Source organism: Pseudomonas sp. 09C 129, from assembly GCF_002843625.1.
Taxonomy (GTDB): domain Bacteria; phylum Pseudomonadota; class Gammaproteobacteria; order Pseudomonadales; family Pseudomonadaceae; genus Aquipseudomonas; species Aquipseudomonas chlororaphis.
On record NZ_CP025261.1, the window covers coordinates 6800662 to 6819869 of the forward strand.

At 64.2% G+C, this 19208-nt stretch carries 14 protein-coding genes; 10 read left to right on the plus strand and 4 right to left on the minus strand.

Annotated elements, in window-relative coordinates; genetic code table 11:
* Nucleotides 1-229 precede the first annotated feature (229 nt).
* The 9 genes from betI (at nt 230) to yccS (ending at nt 14418) form a co-directional block, all read left to right on the plus strand.
* Nucleotides 230-823 carry a transcriptional regulator BetI gene (betI, locus tag CXQ81_RS30500; RefSeq protein ID WP_007925978.1) on the plus strand — a complete coding sequence of 198 codons (594 nt, stop codon included), beginning with the start codon at nt 230-232 and terminating at the stop codon, nt 821-823.
* Between the two features lie 113 nt (nt 824-936).
* Entirely contained in the window at nt 937-2409 is a 1473-nt protein-coding gene (betB, locus tag CXQ81_RS30505) for a betaine-aldehyde dehydrogenase (protein ID WP_007925976.1), read from the plus strand.
* A gap of 162 nt (nt 2410-2571) precedes the next feature.
* The gene (gene betA, locus CXQ81_RS30510) at nt 2572-4275 is read left to right on the plus strand and encodes a choline dehydrogenase (protein WP_009045967.1); all 1704 of its coding nucleotides are present in this window, start codon (nt 2572-2574) and stop codon (nt 4273-4275) included.
* A 395-nt stretch (nt 4276-4670) separates the two neighbouring features.
* Nucleotides 4671-6113 (plus strand): TldD/PmbA family protein, encoded by a 1443-nt coding sequence (locus tag CXQ81_RS30520; RefSeq protein WP_101339332.1) that lies wholly within the window; start codon nt 4671-4673, stop codon nt 6111-6113.
* The gene (locus CXQ81_RS30525; RefSeq protein WP_101339333.1) at nt 6113-7450 is read left to right on the plus strand and encodes a TldD/PmbA family protein; all 1338 of its coding nucleotides are present in this window, start codon (nt 6113-6115) and stop codon (nt 7448-7450) included. Before CXQ81_RS30520 ends, CXQ81_RS30525 begins: the two co-directional genes overlap by 1 nt.
* Before the next feature lie 16 nt (nt 7451-7466).
* A complete protein-coding gene (gene mdtD, locus CXQ81_RS30530) occupies nt 7467-8987 on the plus strand; it encodes a multidrug transporter subunit MdtD (RefSeq protein WP_371860917.1) in 1521 nt (506 codons plus the stop codon).
* Between the two features lie 213 nt (nt 8988-9200).
* Nucleotides 9201-10538, plus strand: coding sequence for an ATP-dependent RNA helicase DbpA (dbpA, locus tag CXQ81_RS30535; RefSeq protein WP_238437657.1), 1338 nt, complete (start codon nt 9201-9203; stop codon nt 10536-10538).
* Between the two features lie 157 nt (nt 10539-10695).
* Complete coding sequence (locus CXQ81_RS30540; protein WP_007922295.1) at nt 10696-11874, plus strand: NAD(P)/FAD-dependent oxidoreductase; 1179 nt, start codon at nt 10696-10698, stop codon at nt 11872-11874.
* Between the two features lie 369 nt (nt 11875-12243).
* A complete protein-coding gene (gene yccS / locus CXQ81_RS30545) occupies nt 12244-14418 on the plus strand; it encodes a YccS family putative transporter (protein WP_087089508.1) in 2175 nt (724 codons plus the stop codon).
* 97 nt (nt 14419-14515) lie between these two features.
* Here yccS and CXQ81_RS30550 read toward each other — a convergent pair whose 3' ends face one another.
* Nucleotides 14516-15253, minus strand: a complete 738-nt coding sequence (locus tag CXQ81_RS30550; protein ID WP_007922297.1) for an ABC transporter substrate-binding protein — start codon at nt 15251-15253, stop codon at nt 14516-14518.
* Between the two features lie 275 nt (nt 15254-15528).
* Between CXQ81_RS30550 and CXQ81_RS30555 the strand changes: the two genes are divergently transcribed.
* Entirely contained in the window at nt 15529-15981 is a 453-nt protein-coding gene (locus CXQ81_RS30555; protein ID WP_007922299.1) for a GNAT family N-acetyltransferase, read from the plus strand.
* Nucleotides 15982-16047: 66 nt separating this feature from the next.
* Here CXQ81_RS30555 and CXQ81_RS30560 read toward each other — a convergent pair whose 3' ends face one another.
* Genes CXQ81_RS30560 through CXQ81_RS30570 form a run of 3 tightly spaced genes read right to left on the minus strand, consistent with a single transcriptional unit; the run spans nt 16048 to nt 19043 of the window.
* On the minus strand, nt 16048-16344 hold the full coding sequence (locus CXQ81_RS30560; RefSeq protein ID WP_007922307.1) for a helix-turn-helix domain-containing protein: 297 nt from the start codon (nt 16342-16344) through the stop codon (nt 16048-16050).
* Nucleotides 16345-16364: 20 nt separating this feature from the next.
* Nucleotides 16365-16877 (minus strand): M48 family metallopeptidase, encoded by a 513-nt coding sequence (locus tag CXQ81_RS30565; protein WP_101339335.1) that lies wholly within the window; start codon nt 16875-16877, stop codon nt 16365-16367.
* 42 nt (nt 16878-16919) lie between these two features.
* Complete coding sequence (locus tag CXQ81_RS30570) at nt 16920-19043, minus strand: bifunctional diguanylate cyclase/phosphodiesterase (protein WP_101339336.1); 2124 nt, start codon at nt 19041-19043, stop codon at nt 16920-16922.
* Nucleotides 19044-19208 lie beyond the last annotated feature (165 nt).

The window sequence follows — 19208 nt, forward strand, 5'->3', positions numbered from 1 at the left end:
CCCATTCAACACATCCGTCCTCGCTGGCTCACGCTATGCCCTGCTTGGGTTTCAGACTTTTTCGGAGGTCGCTTTTCCGCCATCTACACGCAGGAAGGACCTGGAGGCAGCGACGATTTGTCGCAGATCTTATTCTTTGTTGATTGAACGTTCAATCAAAACAAAATAGACTGGCCCTCACGCCGGTAGCCGTTTCACGACTGCCAGCAGGCCTAAGGAGATGTGCAAGATGCCCAAGGTCGGTATGCAACCCATACGCCGCCAGCAGTTGATCGAAGCCACGTTGCTGGCGGTCGATCAGGTCGGGATGGGGGACGCCAGCATTGCGCTGATCGCCCGTTTGGCCGGTGTCTCGAACGGCATCATCAGTCACTACTTTCAGGACAAGAACGGCCTGATCGCCGCCACGGCGCAGTATCTGATGAGTGTCCTCAGCGAGAACGTCACCGCGCGCCGTCAGGCGCTGGAGGACAGCAGCCCGCGGGCGCACCTCCAGGTGATCATCGAAGGCAACTTCGACGCCAGCCAGGTCAATGGCCCGGCAATGAAAACCTGGCTGGCCTTCTGGGCCACCAGCATGCACCACCCGTCTTTGCACAGGTTGCAGCGGATCAACGATCACCGCCTGTATTCCAACCTGTGCTGCCAGTTCCGCCGCGTCCTGCCGCTGGATGATGCACGCAGCGCGGCGCGAGGCCTGGCAGCCCTGATCGACGGTTTGTGGTTGCGCGGCGCGCTGTCGGGAGACGCTTTCGACACCGAGCAGGCGCACCGGATCGCTTACGAATACATGGATTTCCAACTGGCTAAGCAGGAGCGCTAGAGCACATTACAAGACGCTCGGCCCCCTGAACCGCCACTGACCAGCGCGCCCAGGCTACACGGCGCGCCCAGTGGTCAACGCCAACCACTCATGCACTTGCGAGGACTATCAACATGGCCCGTTTCGAACTGCAAAAACTCTACATTGACGGCGGCTACACCGACGCCGGCAGCGACGCCACCTTCGACGCCATCAACCCGGCCAACGGTGAAGTCCTCGCTCAAGTGCAACGTGCGACTAAAGAAGACGTCGAGCGCGCTGTCGTCAGCGCCGAGAAAGGCCAGAAGATCTGGGCCGCGATGACCGCCATGGAGCGTTCGCGCATCCTGCGTCGCGCCGTGGACATCCTGCGCGAGCGCAACGATGAACTGGCTGCCCTGGAAACCCTGGACACCGGCAAGGCCTACTCCGAAACCAAGTATGTCGACATCGTCACCGGCGCCGACGTGCTGGAATACTACGCGGGCCTGGTACCGGCCATCGAAGGCGAGCAGATCCCGCTGCGCACCACTTCGTTCGTCTACACCCGTCGCGAGCCGCTGGGCGTCGTGGCCGGTATCGGCGCGTGGAACTACCCGATCCAGATCGCCCTGTGGAAATCCGCGCCAGCCCTGGCGGCCGGTAACGCGATGATCTTCAAGCCAAGCGAAGTCACTTCGCTGACCACTCTGAAACTGGCCGAGATCTACACCGAAGCCGGCGTTCCGGCTGGCGTGTTCAACGTCCTGACCGGTAGCGGCCGCGAAGTCGGCACCTGGCTGACCGAACACCCGCGCATCGAGAAAGTCTCCTTCACCGGCGGCACCGACACCGGCAAGAAGGTCATGGCCAGCGCTTCCAGCTCCTCGCTGAAAGACGTGACCATGGAACTGGGCGGCAAGTCGCCGCTGATCATCTTCGACGACGCCGACCTGGATCGCGCCGCCGACACCGCGATGATGGCCAACTTCTACAGCTCCGGCCAGGTCTGCACCAACGGTACCCGCGTCTTCGTACCGAGCCACCTGAAAGCCGCTTTCGAAGCCAAGATCGTCGAGCGCGTCGCGCGCATTCGCGTTGGCAACCCGGAAGATGAAAACACCAACTTCGGCCCGCTGGTCAGCTTCGCCCACATGGAAAGCGTGCTGGGCTACATCGCCAAGGGCAAGGAAGAAGGCGCCCGCCTGCTGTGCGGCGGCGAACGCCTGACCGACGGCGCATTCGCCAAAGGTGCTTTCGTGGCGCCGACCGTGTTCACCGACTGCACCGACGAGATGACCATCGTTCGCGAAGAAATCTTCGGCCCGGTGATGAGCATCCTGACCTACGAAACCGAAGAAGAAGTGATCCGTCGCGCCAACGACACCGACTTCGGCCTGGCCGCCGGTGTGGTAACCCGTGACCTGAACCGCGCGCACCGCGTGATTCATCAGCTCGAAGCCGGTATCTGCTGGATCAACGCCTGGGGCGAATCCGACGCCAAGATGCCGGTCGGCGGCTACAAGCAGTCGGGTGTTGGCCGTGAGAACGGGATCAGCTCGCTGAACAACTTCACCCGCATCAAATCGGTACAGGTCGAGCTGGGCGACTACGCCTCGGTGTTCTAAGACACCCAGCCTGAACGACAAACCCTGTAGCCGCTGCCCCGCTTGCGAGGCTGCGACAAGGCCCGTAGGGCCTTCGATAGCTCCGGGCCGATCGCAGCCTTCGGCAGCGGCTACAGGTTTATTGATCGTCCGATCCGACCCATCTCAAAGAGGGTGCATTCAATGTCCCAAGAATACGATTACATCATCATCGGTGCCGGCTCCGCCGGTAACACCCTGGCGACCCGTCTGACTGAAGACGAAGGCGTCACCGTGCTGCTGCTCGAAGCCGGCGGCCCGGACTACCGTTTCGACTTCCGCACACAGATGCCGGCCGCCCTGGCGTTCCCGCTGCAAGGCCGTCGCTACAACTGGGCCTACGAAACCGACCCGGAGCCACACATGAACGGTCGCCGGATGGAATGCGGCCGCGGCAAGGGCCTGGGCGGTTCCTCGCTGATCAACGGCATGTGCTACATCCGCGGCAACGCCATGGACTACGACGGCTGGGCAAAACTGCCAGGCCTGGAAGACTGGACGTACCTGGACTGCCTGCCGTACTTCCGTAAAGCCGAAACCCGCGACATCGGCCCGAACGACTACCACGGCGGCGACGGCCCGGTCAGCGTGACCACGCCGAAAGCCGGCAACAACCCGCTGTTCCACGCCATGGTCGAAGCCGGCGTGCAGGCCGGTTACCCGCGTACCGAAGACCTCAACGGCTACCAGCAGGAGGGTTTCGGCCCGATGGACCGTACCGTGACGCCTAAAGGCCGTCGCGCCAGTACCGCCCGCGGTTACCTCGACGTGGCGAAAAAGCGTTCGACCCTGAGCATCGTCACCCACGCCCTGACCGACAAGATCCTGTTCGAAGGCAAGCGTGCCGTTGGCGTGCGTTACCTGGTCGGCTCCGCCGAAGAGCGCGTCGAAGCCCGTGCCCGCAAGGAAGTGCTGCTGTGCTCCGGCGCCATCGCCTCGCCACAGATCCTGCAACGTTCCGGCGTCGGCCCGGCCAAGCTCCTGGAAAGCCTGGACATCCCGGTGGTCCACGACCTGCCGGGCGTTGGTGAAAACCTGCAAGACCACCTGGAACTGTACCTGCAGTACGCCTGCACCCAGCCGGTCTCGCTGTACCCATCGCTGCTCTGGTACAACCAGCCAGCCATCGGTGCCGAGTGGCTGTTCAACGGCACCGGTATCGGCGCCAGCAACCAGTTCGAAGCCGGCGGCTTCATCCGCACTCGCGAAGAGTTCGAATGGCCGAACATCCAGTACCACTTCCTGCCGGTGGCGATTAACTACAACGGCAGCAACGGTGTGAAAGAACACGGCTTCCAGGCGCACATGGGTTCCATGCGCTCGCCAAGCCGCGGCCGGATCCAGCTCAAGTCGAAGAACCCGCGCGACTACCCGAGCATCCTCTTCAACTACATGGCCACCGAGCAGGACTGGCAGGAATTCCGCGACGGCATCCGCCTGACCCGGGAAATCATGCAACAGCCGGCGCTGGACGCCTTCCGCGGCCGCGAAATCAGCCCGGGCATCGAAGTGCAGACCGACGAGCAACTGGATAAATTCATCCGCGAGCACGCCGAAACCGCGTTCCACCCATCCTGCTCGTGCAAGATGGGCACCGACGAAATGGCCGTGGTCGATGGCCAGGGTCGCGTGCATGGCATGCAGGGTCTGCGCGTGGTCGATGCCTCGATCATGCCGATCATCACCACCGGCAACCTGAACGCGCCGACGATCATGATGGCCGAGAAAATCGCCGACAAGATCCGTGGCCGCCAGCCACTACCGCGCAGCAAGGCCGCCTACTACGTGGCGGGCGATGCCCCGGTACGTGGCAAGCCGGTACGTGAAGTGAGCGCTACCGCGCAGTAACTTCGAACGGCGCCGATCGCAACGATCGGCGCCTTTTTGCTGTATCCGGCCTGTAGCCGCTGCCGCAGGCTGCGATCGGCGGCGCAGCCGACGTAAACCAGCCACCACGATTCACCAGGCAGAACCCGATTGCCGAATCACAGCCCTTGGCCACGACTACAGTTCTCCAACATTTCCCTGCGCCTCCCTGCTTGATACCGCGCCCCGCACGGGCCTAATCTAGGCGCTCGCAGCATTCCCCAGCACCTTTTCCGACCTGGCTTCCAAGCCCTTCGGGCTTTATCGCGAGCAATCGAGCGTCGACCGGCTGCTCCTACAGAAAAACCCTGGCCCGACGCCCGCTTGCTCTCGATAAGGCCTGCAACAGCCAGACTGTTCACATGGAGGTTCCTCAGATGTTCGATTTCCACCCCCAGCTCAAGCAGCGCTTCGCTGCCTTGCGCACGGGCGCCGAATTCTTTTCCCTGCGCTACGTGCGCGAATCCGGCCAGTACCTGTCGGTGCGCAAGAACGTCGCGGAGCCGCCGAGCCTGAGCCGCGACGAAGGCGCGATGCTCACCGTGCGGGTCAATGGCGTCGAGGCTTACGCCGCCACCAACGACCTGTCGCAAAGCGGCCTGCAGGCCGCGCTGCAACGCGCCGAGCAACAGGCCCGGCTGATCGCCGCCCACGCCCTGCTCGACCTGCGCGAACAGGCGGTGTCCAGCGACCGCGGCGACTACTTCTCGCCCAACCTCGACCAGCCCTTTCCCTCCCTGAGCGACTGCTACCAGTTGCTTGGCGACGAGTCCGCGGCCGTGCCCAGGGACGAGCGCCTGGTGAACTGGCAGGTCAGCCTCGGCCTCACCCAGGTCGAGCAGATCTACCTCAACAGCGCCGGCGCCGAACTGCGCCAGGCCCAGCGCTTCGTCTACCCGGGCATGGACGTCACCGCCTACGACGGCAGCGACAGCCAGACCCGCAGCCTGGGCCGCGAGAACTTCGGCCAGCAAGGCGGCGCCGACGTGATCAGCCGCTGCGGGCTGATCGGCGCCGGGGCCCAGGTCGCCGACCAGGCGCTGCAATTGCTGCTGGCGCCCAATACGCCCCAGGGCCCGCGCGACCTGTTGCTGATGCCGGACCAGATGATGCTGCAGATCCACGAATCCATCGGCCACCCGCTGGAGCTGGACCGTATCCTCGGCGACGAGCGCAACTACGCTGGCACCAGCTTCGTGAAAAGCAGCGACTTCGGCAGCCTGCAATATGGCTCCAGCCTGCTCAACGTGACCTTCGACCCGGACATTCCCGAGCAGTTGGCCAGCTACGGCCATGACGACGACGGCACGCCCGCCAGCAAGCAGTTTCTGATCAAGCAGGGCCTGCTGCTGCGCCCGCTGGGCGGCGCGCTCTCGCAATTTCGCGCCGGCCTCGACGGCGTGGCCAACAGCCGCGCCTGCAGCTGGAACCGCCCGCCCATCGACCGCATGGCCAACCTCAATATCGAACCCGGCGACCAGCCGCTGGCGCAGCTGATCGGCGGTATCGAGAACGGCATCCTGATGTCCACCAACCGTTCCTGGTCCATCGACGATGCGCGCAACAAGTTCCAGTTCGGCTGTGAATGGGGCCAGTTGATCGAGAACGGCGAACTCAAGGGCGTGGTGAAAAACCCCAACTACCGGGCGATTTCCGCGCAGTTCTGGAAAAACCTCAGCGCCGTCGGCGACGCCAGCACCTTCAAGGTCCTGGGCACGCCGAACTGCGGCAAGGGCGAACCGAACCAGGTGATCCGCGTCGGCCATGCCTCGCCGGCCTGCGTGTTCAGCCATGTCGATGTATTTGGAGGAGACGCCTGATGAGTACGTCCCTGAATCAGGCCGAGCAGTTCAAGGCTTTGGTGGGCTGGCTGCGCGATGCCGTGCGCGGGCCCGAGCAGTTCACCCTGAGCTACGCCGCCGAGTCTTCGCAGTTCATCCGTTTCAACCACGCCAAGGTGCGCCAGGCCGGGCAAGTGCAGCAGGCCAGCCTCGGCTTCAAGCTGATCGACGACGGGCGCCATGCCGACCTCGAAATCACCCTCGCCGGCGACCCGCAGGTCGATGTCCAGCGCCTGGCCGAAGGCCTGCAACAGTTGCGCGAGACCCTGCCGCTGCTGCCCCGGGACCCGTACCTGCTGCTCAACCCCGATGCCTGGAACACCCACAATGTGCAGGAACACCCGCTGCCCAGCAGCGAGCAGGTGGTGGCCGAAATCGGCCAGGCCGCCGCCGGGTTGGACCTGGTGGGGTTCTATGCGGCAGGTCCCATCAGCCGTGGTTTTGCCAGTTCCTCGGGAGCCTTTGGCTGGCACCAGGCCAACAGCTTCAACTTCGATTTCAGCCTGTTCCACGAAAATGGCCAGGCCGTCAAAGCCAGCTACGCCGGGCACGAATGGAGCAGCCAGGGCTTCGCCCAGCGCTTCCAGCAGGCCCGGGAACAGCTGGCGTTTCTCGGACGACCGTTGCGCACCCTGGCGCCCGGGCAGTATCGCGCCTACCTGGCGCCGGCGGCCCTGGAAGAAATCATGGGCATGCTGAGCTGGGGCGGGTTTTCCGCACAGTCCATCGCCAGCAAGCACAGCCCGCTGCAAAAGCTCTATGCCGGCGATGCCAGCCTGAGTCCCCTGGTGTCGCTGGACGAGCAGGTCAGCGACTCGTTGAGCCCGGCGTTTTCCGACGAAGGCTACCCGCGCAGCGACCTGTCGCTGATCGCCGGCGGCGTCGCCCAAGGGCAACTGATCAACTCGCGCAGCGCCGCCGAATACAGCCTGGCCACCAACGGTGCCGGCAGCGGCGAATACCCCAGCGCGTTGAACATGGCGCCCGGGCAGTTGTCGCAGCAGGAGATTCTCAAGCAACTGGGCACCGGCCTGTACATCAGCAACCTGTGGTACCTGAACTACTCGGACCAGCCGGCGGCGCGCCTGACCGGCATGACCCGCTTCGCTACCTTCTGGGTGGAGAACGGCGAGATCCAGGCTCCGGTCAGCACCATGCGTTTCGATGACAGCGTCTACAGCCTGCTGGGTTCGCACCTGGAAGGCCTGACCCGGGAGCGCGAGCTGCTGCTGTCGGCCAGTACCTACAGTCAGCGCCAGACCGCCTCGGCGCAATTGCCGGGCGCACTGGTGAGCCGGCTGACGTTGACCTTGTAACCGCTGTCGCACGCAAATCTCGCTCCTACGGGAGCGTGTCTGTAGGAGCGAGGCTTGCCCGCGATGCGGTTGCAGGGGGGATAGGTGTTCACAACAAGAAAGAGGTCCCATGCCCAACCGTGCCGAACTTGACGCCACCACCGCCCGCTGGCTGCCGTGGGTGGTGGCCATCGCCTTTTTCATGCAATCCCTCGACGGTACCATCCTCAATACCGCCCTGCCGGCCATGGCCCGCGACCTGGCGGAAGATCCGTTGCGCATGCAGGGCGTGGTCATCGCCTACATGCTCACCGTGGCGCTGCTGATCCCGGCCTCGGGCTGGATCGCCGACCGTTTCGGCACCAAGAAAATCTTCTTCGGCGCCATCCTGCTGTTCAGCATCGGCTCATTGCTCTGTGCCCTGTCCAACTCCCTGAGCATGCTGGTCGGCGCCCGGGTGATCCAGGGCCTGGGAGGCGCCCTGATGCTGCCCGTCGGCCGGCTGGTGGTGCTGCGCGCCTACCCGCGCTCGGAACTGGTGCGGATCATGGGTTTCATCACCATTCCCGGGCTGCTCGGCCCGCTGATCGGCCCGACCATGGGCGGCTGGATGGTGCAGTACCTGACCTGGCACTGGATCTTCCTGATCAACCTGCCGGTGGGCGCGATCGGCTGTTATGCCGTCTGGCGCTTCATTCCCGACCTGCGCGGCAGCGAGCGCACGCGTTTCGACGGCCTGGGCTTTTTGCTGTTCGGCGCGGCGATGGTGCTGATCACCATCGCTATGGAGGGCCTGGGCGAACTGCACCTGCCGCACCTGCGGGTGATGTTGCTGCTGTTCGGCGGCCTGGCCTGCCTCGCGGCCTACTGGCTGCGGGCCGGGCATATCGACAACCCGCTGTTCGCGCCTTCGCTGTTCAAGGTGCGGACCTTTGCCGTAGGCATCCTCGGCAATCTGTTCGCCCGCCTCGGCAGCGGCGCCCTGCCGTTCCTGGTGCCCTTGCTGCTGCAAGTGGCCCTCGGTTATTCACCGTCCCAGGCCGGGATGAGCATGCTGCCGCTGGCCGCCGCGGCGATGCTCGCCAAGTCCATCGCCCGTCCGCTGATCGAACGCCTGGGCTACCGCATCGTCCTCACCGGCAACACCCTGGCGCTGGGGATCATGCTCGCCAGCATGGGTCTAGTGACGGAACAGACGCCCTACCCGCTACTGCTGGGCATGCTGGCGGTGCTGGGGGCGATCAACTCGCTGCAGTTCACTGCGATGAACACCGTGACCCTGATCGACCTCGACGACGCTTCCGCCAGCAGCGGCAACAGCCTGCTATCGGTGGTGGCGCAACTGTCCCTGAGCCTGGGGGTGGCCTGCGCCGGCGCGCTGCTCGGCGGCTTCACCGCCGAAGTCGGCAACGATGGCGTGAACACCGTGCTCGGCGCCTTCCAGCTGACCTTCCTCACGGTGGGGATCATGGCGATGCTGGCGGCGGCGATCTTCCTGCAGCTGTCGCCCAGGGACGGCCGACGGGCGAAGAAGGTCCAGGAGCATATCGAGCACTGAGGCGCATCGGATAAAACATGCAGCTCGATTGACGTCGGCTGCGCCGCCGATCGCAGCCTTCGGCAGCGGCTACAGGAGCGAGCGATGGCTCGCTCGTCCAGAAATTGCAGGTAAAGGGAGCGGGACTGATACACTGCGCGACATTTTGTTTTGCAGGCCCGTCCCGTGACCACCATTGCCACCGCTTTTAATACTTTGCCGCTGTCCGCCGCCATGCTGGCTAACCTCGACTCACTCGGTTATGCCCAGATGACGCCGGTCCAGGCGCAAAGCTTGCCGGTGATCCTCAAGGGGATGGACCTGATCGCCCAGGCCAAGACCGGCAGCGGCAAGACCGCCGCGTTCGGCATCGGCCTGCTGAACCCGATCAATCCGCGCTACTTCGGTTGCCAGGCCCTGGTGATCTGCCCGACCCGCGAGCTGGCCGACCAGGTGGCCAAGGAAATCCGCCGCCTGGCCCGCGCCGAAGACAACATCAAGGTCCTGACCCTGTGCGGCGGCGTGTCCTTCGGCCCGCAGATCGCCTCGCTGGAACACGGCGCGCACATCATCGTCGGCACCCCGGGCCGCCTGTCCCAGCACCTGCGCAAGGGCTCGCTGAAACTCGACGGCCTCAACACCCTGGTCCTCGACGAAGCCGACCGCATGCTGGACATGGGCTTCTACGACCCGATCGAAGAAATCATCGCCTACACCCCCGAGCGCCGGCAGACCCTGCTGTTCTCCGCCACCTACCCGGTGGGCATCAAGCAGTTGGCCTCGAAGTTCATGCGCGACCCGCAGCAGGTGAAGGCCGAAGCCCTGCACGCCGACAGCCAGATCGAACAGCGTTTCTACGAGATCTCGCCGGAAGAACGCATCGACGCGGTGGTCAAGGTGCTGAACCACTTCCGTCCAGAGTCCTGCGTGGCCTTCTGCTTCACCAAGCAGCAGGTCCAGGAAACCGTCGACCACCTGACCGCCAAGGGCATGTCCGCGGTGGGCCTGCACGGCGACCTGGAACAGCGCGACCGCGACCAGGTATTGGCGATGTTCGCCAACCGCAGCACCTCGGTGCTGGTGGCCACCGATGTGGCCGCCCGCGGCCTGGACATCGATGCCCTGGACATGGTGATCAACGTCGAGCTGGCGCGGGATTCGGAGATCCACATCCACCGCGTCGGCCGCACCGGCCGCGCCGGCGAGAAGGGCCTGGCGGTCAGCCTGGTGGCGCCGTCCGAGGCGCACCGCGCCCAGGCCATCGAGCAATTGCAGAAGTCGCCCTTGAACTGGGAACAGATCGACAGCCTGAAATCCCAGGGCGGCGGCCCGCTGCTGCCGGCCATGAGCACCCTGTGCATCGGCGCCGGGCGCAAGGACAAAGTGCGTCCGGGCGACATCCTCGGCGCCCTGACCGGTGAAGCCGGCATCCCCGGCACCCAGGTCGGCAAGATCGCGATCTTCGACTTCCAGGCCTATGTCGCCGTGGACCGCGGCATTGCCAAGCAGGCCCTGCAACGCCTGAACAGCGGCAAGATCAAGGGCCGTTCGCTGCGCGTGCGCATCCTGTAATACCACCGCGGCCAATGCCTGCTCTCCCGTAGGAGCGAGGCTTGCCCGCGATCAAGGCACCGCGGTCTGCCAGGTACAACCGCATCATCGTTTATCGCGGGCAAGCCTCGCTCCTACGGGAACGGGGTTGCCTCGACACTTGTGTGAGGACACCGTTTTGCGCTCTACCGAAGTCGTGATCATTGGCGCTGGCGCCGCAGGGTTGATGTGCGCGCTGACCGCGGCCGGCCGTGGCCGCCAGGTGCTGCTGCTGGACCACGCCAACAAGGCCGGCAAGAAGATCCTCATGTCCGGCGGTGGGCGCTGCAACTTCACCAATATGTACACCGAGCCGGGCAATTTCCTCTCGCACAACCCGCATTTCTGCAAGTCGGCCCTGGCCCGCTACACCCAGTGGGATTTCATCGGCCTGGTGGCCAAGCACGGCGTGCCGTACCACGAGAAAAAACTCGGCCAGCTGTTCTGCGACAACAAGTCCAGCGACATCCTCGGCATGCTGCTCGACGAGTGCGACCAGGTCGGCGTCCAGCTGCACCTGGACACCTCGATCCAGCAGATCGAGAAGCTCGACAGCGGCTACCTGCTGGAAACCACCCTCGGCCAGCTCCAGTGCCAATCCCTGGTGATCGCCACCGGCGGCCTGTCGATTCCGACCCTGGGCGCCACCGGCTTCGGCTATCAGGTGGCCAGGCAGTTCGGCCACGAGCTGCTGCCGACCCGCGCGGGCCTGGTGCCGTTCACCATCACCGACCAGCTCAAGGAGCTGTGCGGCGAGCTGTCCGGTACCTCGGTGGACTGCCTGGTGAGCTGCAACGACATGAGCTTTCGCGAGAACATCCTGTTCACCCACCGTGGCCTGAGCGGTCCGGCGATCCTGCAGATTTCCTCGTTCTGGGAATCCGGCGACACGGTGGAGATCAACCTGCTGCCAGACCACGACGCCGCAAGCTGGCTGCAACAGCAACAGGCCGAACGCCCGAACAGCGAGCTGAAGACCCTGCTTGGCGAGATCTTCACCAAGAAGATGGCCGGCCTGCTGGCGGACAACTGGTTCGTCTCCAAACCGATGAAGCAGTACACCCACGCCGAACTGGCGCAGATCGCCGAGCAACTGGCGTGCTGGAAAGTGGTCCCGGCCGGCACCGAGGGTTATCGCACCGCCGAAGTGACCCTGGGCGGCGTCGACACTCGCGAGGTGTCGTCCAAGACCATGGAGTCGCTGAAGAGCCCGGGGCTGTATTTCATCGGCGAGGTGCTGGACGTCACCGGCCACCTGGGCGGCTTCAACTTCCAGTGGGCCTGGGCCTCCGGCTACGCGGCCGCGCAGTACGTCTGATCCGCCGTTCACCTGGCCTGTAGCCGCTGCCCCAGGAGCCGCAGAACCGGCCACTGCGGTGGGACAGGCCGAACACGGTCGCCTGTTATGCGGCCGCTGCGCGCCCGATCGCAGCCTCGCAGGGCTCGGCAGCGGCTACAAGGCTTCCCCGTATCCTGTAGCCGCTGCCGCAGGCTGCGATAGGTCCGCAGGACCTCGGGGCGCCAGATCGCTGCGCCCCTTCGGGTCGATCGCAGCCTTCGGCAGCGGCTAAAGGTTCCGATGAACATCAGCGGGAACAGAATTTGCTGTCGGATGTGACGACCCCATTGCACGGTCGTCAATACTGGCTCAATTTAGCGGCATCGCCCCGGAAGGCTTTCTCACTTCATGTCATCGACCAGCTTTCGTCAGTCACTGCGGCGCCTTTGGGCGCTGGATAAATTCAGCTACAGCGTGCGGGTGTTCATCGCTCTGACCGGGAGCATGGCGCTGTGCTGGTACCAGGACGAAATGGCCTTGCTGATTCCCTTGTTCCTGGGGATTATCGCCAGCGCCCTGGCCGAGACCGACGACAGCTGGCAAGGCCGGATCAATGCCCTGGCCGTGACCCTGGTGTGTTTCAGCGTCGCTGCCCTTTCCGTCGAACTGTTGTTCCCCTACCCCTGGATCTTCGTCATCGCCCTGGCGCTGGCCAGCTTTGGCCTGACCATGCTCGGCGCCCTGGGCGAACGTTACGGGGCGATTGCCTCGGCGACCCTGATCCTGTCGGTCTACACCATGATCGGCGTGGACCAGCGCGGCGGCGCCGTCACCGACTTCTGGCACGAACCGCTGCTGTTGGTGGCCGGTGCCGCCTGGTACGGCCTGCTGTCGGTACTCTGGCAGGCGATGTTTTCCAACCAACCGGTGCAGCAGAGCCTGGCGCGCCTGTTCCGCGAGCTGGGCTATTACCTCAAGCTCAAGTCGTCGCTGTTCGAGCCGATCCGCCAGCTGGACGTGGAAGCACGCCGGCTGGAACTGGCGCAGCAGAACGGCCGGGTAGTGGCGGCCCTGAACGCCGCCAAGGAAATCATCCTGCACCGGGTCGGCAACGGCCGGCCGGGCTCCAAAGTCAGCCGCTACCTGAAGCTGTACTTCCTCGCCCAGGACATCCACGAACGCGCCAGCTCGTCCCACTACCCCTACAACGCCCTGGCCGATGCGTTCTTCCACAGCGACGTACTGTTCCGCTGCCAACGCCTGCTGCGCCAGCAGGGCAAGGCTTGCCGGGCCCTGGGCGAATCCATCCAGTTGCGCCAGCCCTTCGTCTACGACGCCAGCTTCGCCGAAGCCCTGAGCGACCTGCACGCCTCCCTGGAACACCTGCGCATCCAGAGCAACCCGGCCTGGCGCGGCCTGCTGCGTTCGCTGCGGGCGCTGGCCGCCAACCTCGGCACCCTCGACCGCCTGCTCAGTGACGCCAGCAACCCCGACGCCCTCGCCGACGCCACCGACAGCAGCCTGCTGGACCGTTCGCCGCGCAACCTCAAGGACGTCTGGACCCGCCTGCGCACCCAGCTGACCCCGACGTCGCTGCTGTTTCGCCACGCCCTGCGCCTGCCCCTGGCCCTGAGCATCGGCTACGGCATGGTGCACCTGATCCACCCCTCCCAGGGTTACTGGATCATCCTCACCACCCTGTTCGTCTGCCAGCCGAACTATGGCGCCACGCGGCGCAAGCTGGGCCAGCGAATCATCGGCACCGCCATCGGCCTGGTGGTCGCCTGGGCGCTGTTCGACCTGTTCCCCAGCCCGCTGGTGCAGTCGCTGTTCGCGATTGCCGCCGGGGTGGTGTTCTTTACCAACCGCACCACCCGCTACACCCTGGCCACCGGCGCCATCACCATCATGGTGCTGTTCTGCTTCAACCAGGTGGGCGACGGCTACGGGCTGTTGCTGCCGCGCCTGTTCGATACCCTGCTGGGCAGCCTGATCGCCGGCCTGGCGGTGTTCCTGTTCCTGCCGGACTGGCAGGGCCGACGCCTGAACAAGGTGCTGGCCAATACCCTGACCTGCAACAGCATCTACCTGCGGCAGATCATGCAGCAGTACGCGGCCGGCAAGAGCGACGACCTGGCTTACCGCCTGGCCCGGCGCAACGCCCACAACGCCGACGCGGCGCTGTCCACCACCCTGGCCAACATGCTGATGGAGCCTGGGCATTTCCGTAAGGAAGCGGACGTGGGCTTTCGCTTCCTGGTGCTCTCGCACACCCTGCTCAGTTACCTCTCCGGCCTCGGCGCGCATCGGGAAACCCAGCTGCCGGCGGAAGTCCGCGAGCACCTGATCGGCGGGGCCGGGGTCAGCCTGGCCAGCAGCATCGATGAAATCGCCCAGGGCCTGGCGAGCAAGCAGCCGGTGGCGATCCAGAGCGATGCCGAAGAGGCCCTGGCCAATGAGCTGGAGCAGATGCCGGACGAGATCGATGAAGGCCAGCGGCTGGTGCAGACCCAACTGGCGCTGATCTGCCGCCAACTGGGCCCCTTGCGGACCCTGGCGGCGCATCTGATCAAGGCGGCCTAAGAGCAGCTGCAAGCTTCGAGCTTCAAGCTGCAAGACGGGTGCGGACTGCCTTGCTTGTAGCTTGTAGCTTGTAGCTTGTAGCTTGCCGCTGCCCCCCTTACATCCCGTGCTGGCGCAGCAAGCGGTCGTAGCTGCCGTCGGCTTTCATCGCCTCGATCTCTCGATCGAACCCCGCCACGATCTGCGCATGTGCGGGGTTCTTCAGGCTGACCAGGATATGCAGGCCGTTCTCGCTCAGGGAATTGGGCAGGAACTCCACCGCGTTACGCACCCGCGGCGACTCCCGCGCCAGGTAATAGCGGGCAACGTACTCGTCCTCCAGGGTCAGCTTGACCCGGTCGGCTGCCAGCATGCGCACCGCCATCGCGAAGTTGTGCACCAGGACCTTCTGCAGTTCTGGATCGCTGTCGAAATCGGGGGAGTAGGCATAACCGCGCACCACCGCGATGGGGTACTGGTGCAGTTGCTTGAGGTTGGTGTATTCGATGGGGGCATCCTTGCGCCGGATGAAACGCACCCGATTGACCAGATACTCCGAGGAGAATTGCCCCAGCTGGGTGCGGGCCTCATTGAACCAGGCATTCACCAGCACGTCGTAACGCCCCTCGCCGACGCCAAGCAAGGCCCGCGCCCAGGGCACCTGTTCGAACTCGCTGGCATAACCGGCCCGGGCCAGCGCGGTGCTGACGATGTCGGTGGCCAGCCCGCCGTTGACCAGCGTCGCATCCGTGAAGGGCGGCCAGACGTCGGCGACCAATCGCAATTTTTCCGCATAAGCGCTCTGGCCCAGCAACAGCAATCCGATCAAAGCAAAAGCTCGATGCAATCGCGGCATGCTAAAAGATCCTTAGCGGGCGGACAGCCCTGCGTGTTTTTTTGCCCAGACTCGAGGTTCTCCGGCCGGCGGACGGCCACGACCCAGCTCCTAACAGTAGCTTATGGGTGCCACTGCACAGCGCTTCAGCGCAGATTACACAAAGAAGACCGCCACGAACCAATGCGATGATGGCATTTTGACCTACCTCACAGAAACGCCACTCCAGCACCAGACAAGACAAGCCACCCGCCAGGCGCTTAACATCCGGGCACCGCTTTCCAAAGGATGAAACGATGACAATCGAATGGGTCTGCAAACACCACACCGATCTGGGCAAGGAGCAGTTGTACGCGATCCTGCAGTTGCGTACCGAAGTCTTCGTGGTCGAGCAGAAATGCGCCTACCAGGAAGTCGATGGCCAGGACCTGGAAGGCGACACCTGCCACCTGATGGCCTGGGATGATGACCAGCTGGTGGCTTATCTGCGCCTGCTCGACCCGACCTCCCAGGGCGGAGACGTGGTCATCGGCCGCGTGGTGATCGCCCCGCAAGCGCGGGGCAAGGGACTGGGCCATGAACTGATGGAGCACGCCCTGAAACAGGCGCAGAAACGCTGGCCGCAGATGCCGATCTATCTGTCGGCCCAGGCGCATTTGCAGGGGTATTACGGGCGCTACGGCTTCAACGTCGTGGGCGAGGAGTACCTGGAAGACGATATTCCGCATATCGGCATGCGCCGAAGCTGATAGCGTCATCGCGAACCTGCTGGCGCCAGCAGGTTCGCCTTCGCATCGACCGGCTGCCGAGTTCCCTCAGGGATACTCCAACACCGTCTTGATCCGCGACAGGTTCGCCTCGATCCAGCCCTTGTCGATCGCGCCCCAGCTTTTGATCCGATAGCTGCCGGCATGATTGCGCGCGCCGTCCTGCTGCTCGAACTCACAGACGATATCCAGATCCGCCAGGGCGGCGATGGTGTCCTGCGCCGTGCGCCGCGGCATGCCGGTGGCCTCGGTCAGGGCCGGGACATTGCTGGCCAGGCCGCTGTCGATCAGGTACGCCACATACAGCCGGCGGTAAAAGCTGCTCTTGGTCTTGCTCACGTCCATCGCCCGTTCCTTGTACAGGGTTACTCGGAACCACCTGCCCTGGCGTGCAGGTCGCGCCAGGTCAGGTAGACCCGCAGGTCGAATTCCAGTTGGTGATAGCCCGGCAGCATGTGCTCGCAGAGCTTGTAGAACGCCTTGTTGTGCTCGCTTTCCTTGAAGTGCGCCAGCTCGTGGACAACGATCATGCGCAGGAACTCCGGCGCCGCCTCCTTGAACAGCGAAGCGATGCGGATTTCCTTCTTGGCCTTGAGCTTGCCGCCCTGGACCCGCGAGATCGTGGTGTGCAGGCCCAGGGCGCGGTGCGTCAGGTCCAGGCGGTTGTCGAACAGCACCTTGTCGATGGCCGGGGCGTTGCGCAGGTACTCCTGCTTCAACTCCAGGGCATAGCCGTACAGCGCCTTGTCGCTCTGCACCCCGTGCTTGCCGGGGTACCGCTGGCTCAGGTAATCGCCCAGCCGCCCTTGCGCAATCAGCTGGCGCACTTGCTCTTGCAGGGTGGCGGGATAGGCCTGGAGGTATTTCAACGCGGTCATGGGGCGCCAATGCAATCACGAAAGGCCGCCAGTGTAGCGAATTCAACCCGGCAACGCGCTCCAGTCGAAAGGCTCGGCAAAGCGCTCGGCATCCGCGGCGATCAACGGCCGGGCCACCAGGAAGCCCTGCACGTACTCGCAGCCGTTGGCCTGCAGCCAGCGGTACTGCTCCAGGGTCTCCACGCCCTCGGCGATCACCAGCACGCCGAACGCCTTGCACAGGTCGATCACGCAGCGCGCCAGCGCCGCATCCCGTGCCGAATCCGGCAACCTGGCGATCAGGTGACGGTCGAGCTTGAGGGTATCGAGCTGCAGATCCCGCAGGTGGGCCAGCGAACAGGCGCCCGAACCGAAGTCATCCAGCGCCACCCGCACCCCGAGACTGCGCAACAGGCGCAGCTGCTTGCGCGACTCGTCGAGGTTCTGGGTCAGGGCGTCTTCGGTGATCTCGACCTCCAACTGCCGAGGTTCCAGGCCATGGCGTTCCAGGACCTGGCGCAGTTCGGTGGCGAGGTTCGGCATGGCGAACTGGGTGCCGCTCAAGCTCACGCCCAGCACGGTCTGCTCGGCGAACAGTGTTTTCCAGGACGCCCGCTGGCTCGCACTCTGCTGATAGATCCAGCTCCCCAGGCGGCTGATCAGCCGCGCCTCCTCCAGCAGCGGCAGAAACAACCCCGGCGGCACATCGCCGACACTCGGATGCCGCCAGCGCAACAGGGCTTCGAAACCGCGCAGGCGCCCATCGGCAATCGCCACCTGGGGCTGGTACACCAGGTTGAACTCCTTGTGCTCGACCGCGCTGCGCACGCTTTCCTCGAGCATCAGCCGCGAGCGGGCACGGCCGTTCATTTCGTGGTCGTAATAACGATACTGCTGGCGCCCGGCACGCTTGGACTCGTACATGGCGATGTCCGCCGCGCGCATCAGGCCATCCAGATTGGAACCGCAATCGGGGTAGATGGCGATACCGATACTGGCCCCCAGCGCGACCTCAAGGCCATCGAACTGCTGACAGATCGATATGCGCTCGATGAGCTTCTCGGAAATCTTCGCCGCCTGTTCCGGAAACTCCAGCTCCAGCAAAGCGGTGAACTCATCGCCGCCTATGCGCGCCAGGATGTCGAAGGAACGCAGGCAGGCCTTTATCTGTTCGGACACCCAGCGCAGCACCCGGTCCCCGGCGTCATGCCCCAGGGAATCGTTGACCCGCTTGAATCCGTCCAGGTCCAGGTACAGCAGCACCACCGACTTGTCGGAGCGCTCGCTGCGCAACAACAGGCTTTCCACGGTCTGGTAGAAGCCACGACGGTTGAGCAGGCCGGTCAGCGGGTCGGTCACTGCCTGGTATTCCAGTTGCTGGTGCAGATGACGGACTTCCGACATGTCGAGCAAGGTCACCACCATCGCCTTCTGCTCGCTCGGCAGTGGCGCGCAGGACAACGCCACCGACACCTGCTGGCCCGGAGCCGTACGCAACGTGGCGTCGTGCAGGCGGTAGGTCTCACCCTTGCGATAGCTGGCATACAGCTCGGATTCGGCCCACTGCGGCACATGGGGCTTTTGCAGATAGTCGAGCAGCCACGCCCCCTCCAGCTCATTCACCGGAGCGTTGAGCAAGCGGGAAATCGCCGGATTGGCAAAGCGGATGACTCCGCCCTCATCCACTACCAGAATCCCCTCCGCGGCGTTCTCCAGCACCGAGGCATTGAAGGCCCTGGCACTCTCCAGGTCATGGCTCAGGCGCTGCAGTGCGCGGCGATTGCGCTGCTGCTCCAATAGCGCCTGCACCTTGGGCTTGAGGATCTGCGGATCGAACGGCTTGAACAGATAATCCACCGCGCCGCTGGCGTAGCCCTTGATCACCGCGTCCTTGGACTGCTCGTTGGCGGTGAGGAAAATGATCGGGGTCAGCCGGGTTCGCTGGCTGCCGCGCATCAGGCGGGCGACTTCGAAACCGTCCATTTCCGGCATCTGTACATCCAGCAACACCAGATCGATGTCGTGTTCCAGTAACAGCCCCAGGGCCTCGACACCCGAGGCGGCGGTCATGACCTGCCAGTCGTGGCGCTGCAGGAGTGCACGCATGCTGAGCAGATTTTCAGGGTAATCATCAACAATCAGTAAGACCGAGCGGGCTTCACCTGGCCGAGTTTGCGCGCATTCCATGCTGCTTCTCTTGTCTGTGTAGGGTCGGCCTGCGAACAAGGCCGGACAAATACTGAGACTTCACTCTAGACCTGGATCCAATAAAGCAGAAGCTGTCACAGCGCCATCATTTAGCCAAAGCCCGAGGCACCCGACTAACGGTCAGCCCCATAGCTGCTGAAACCG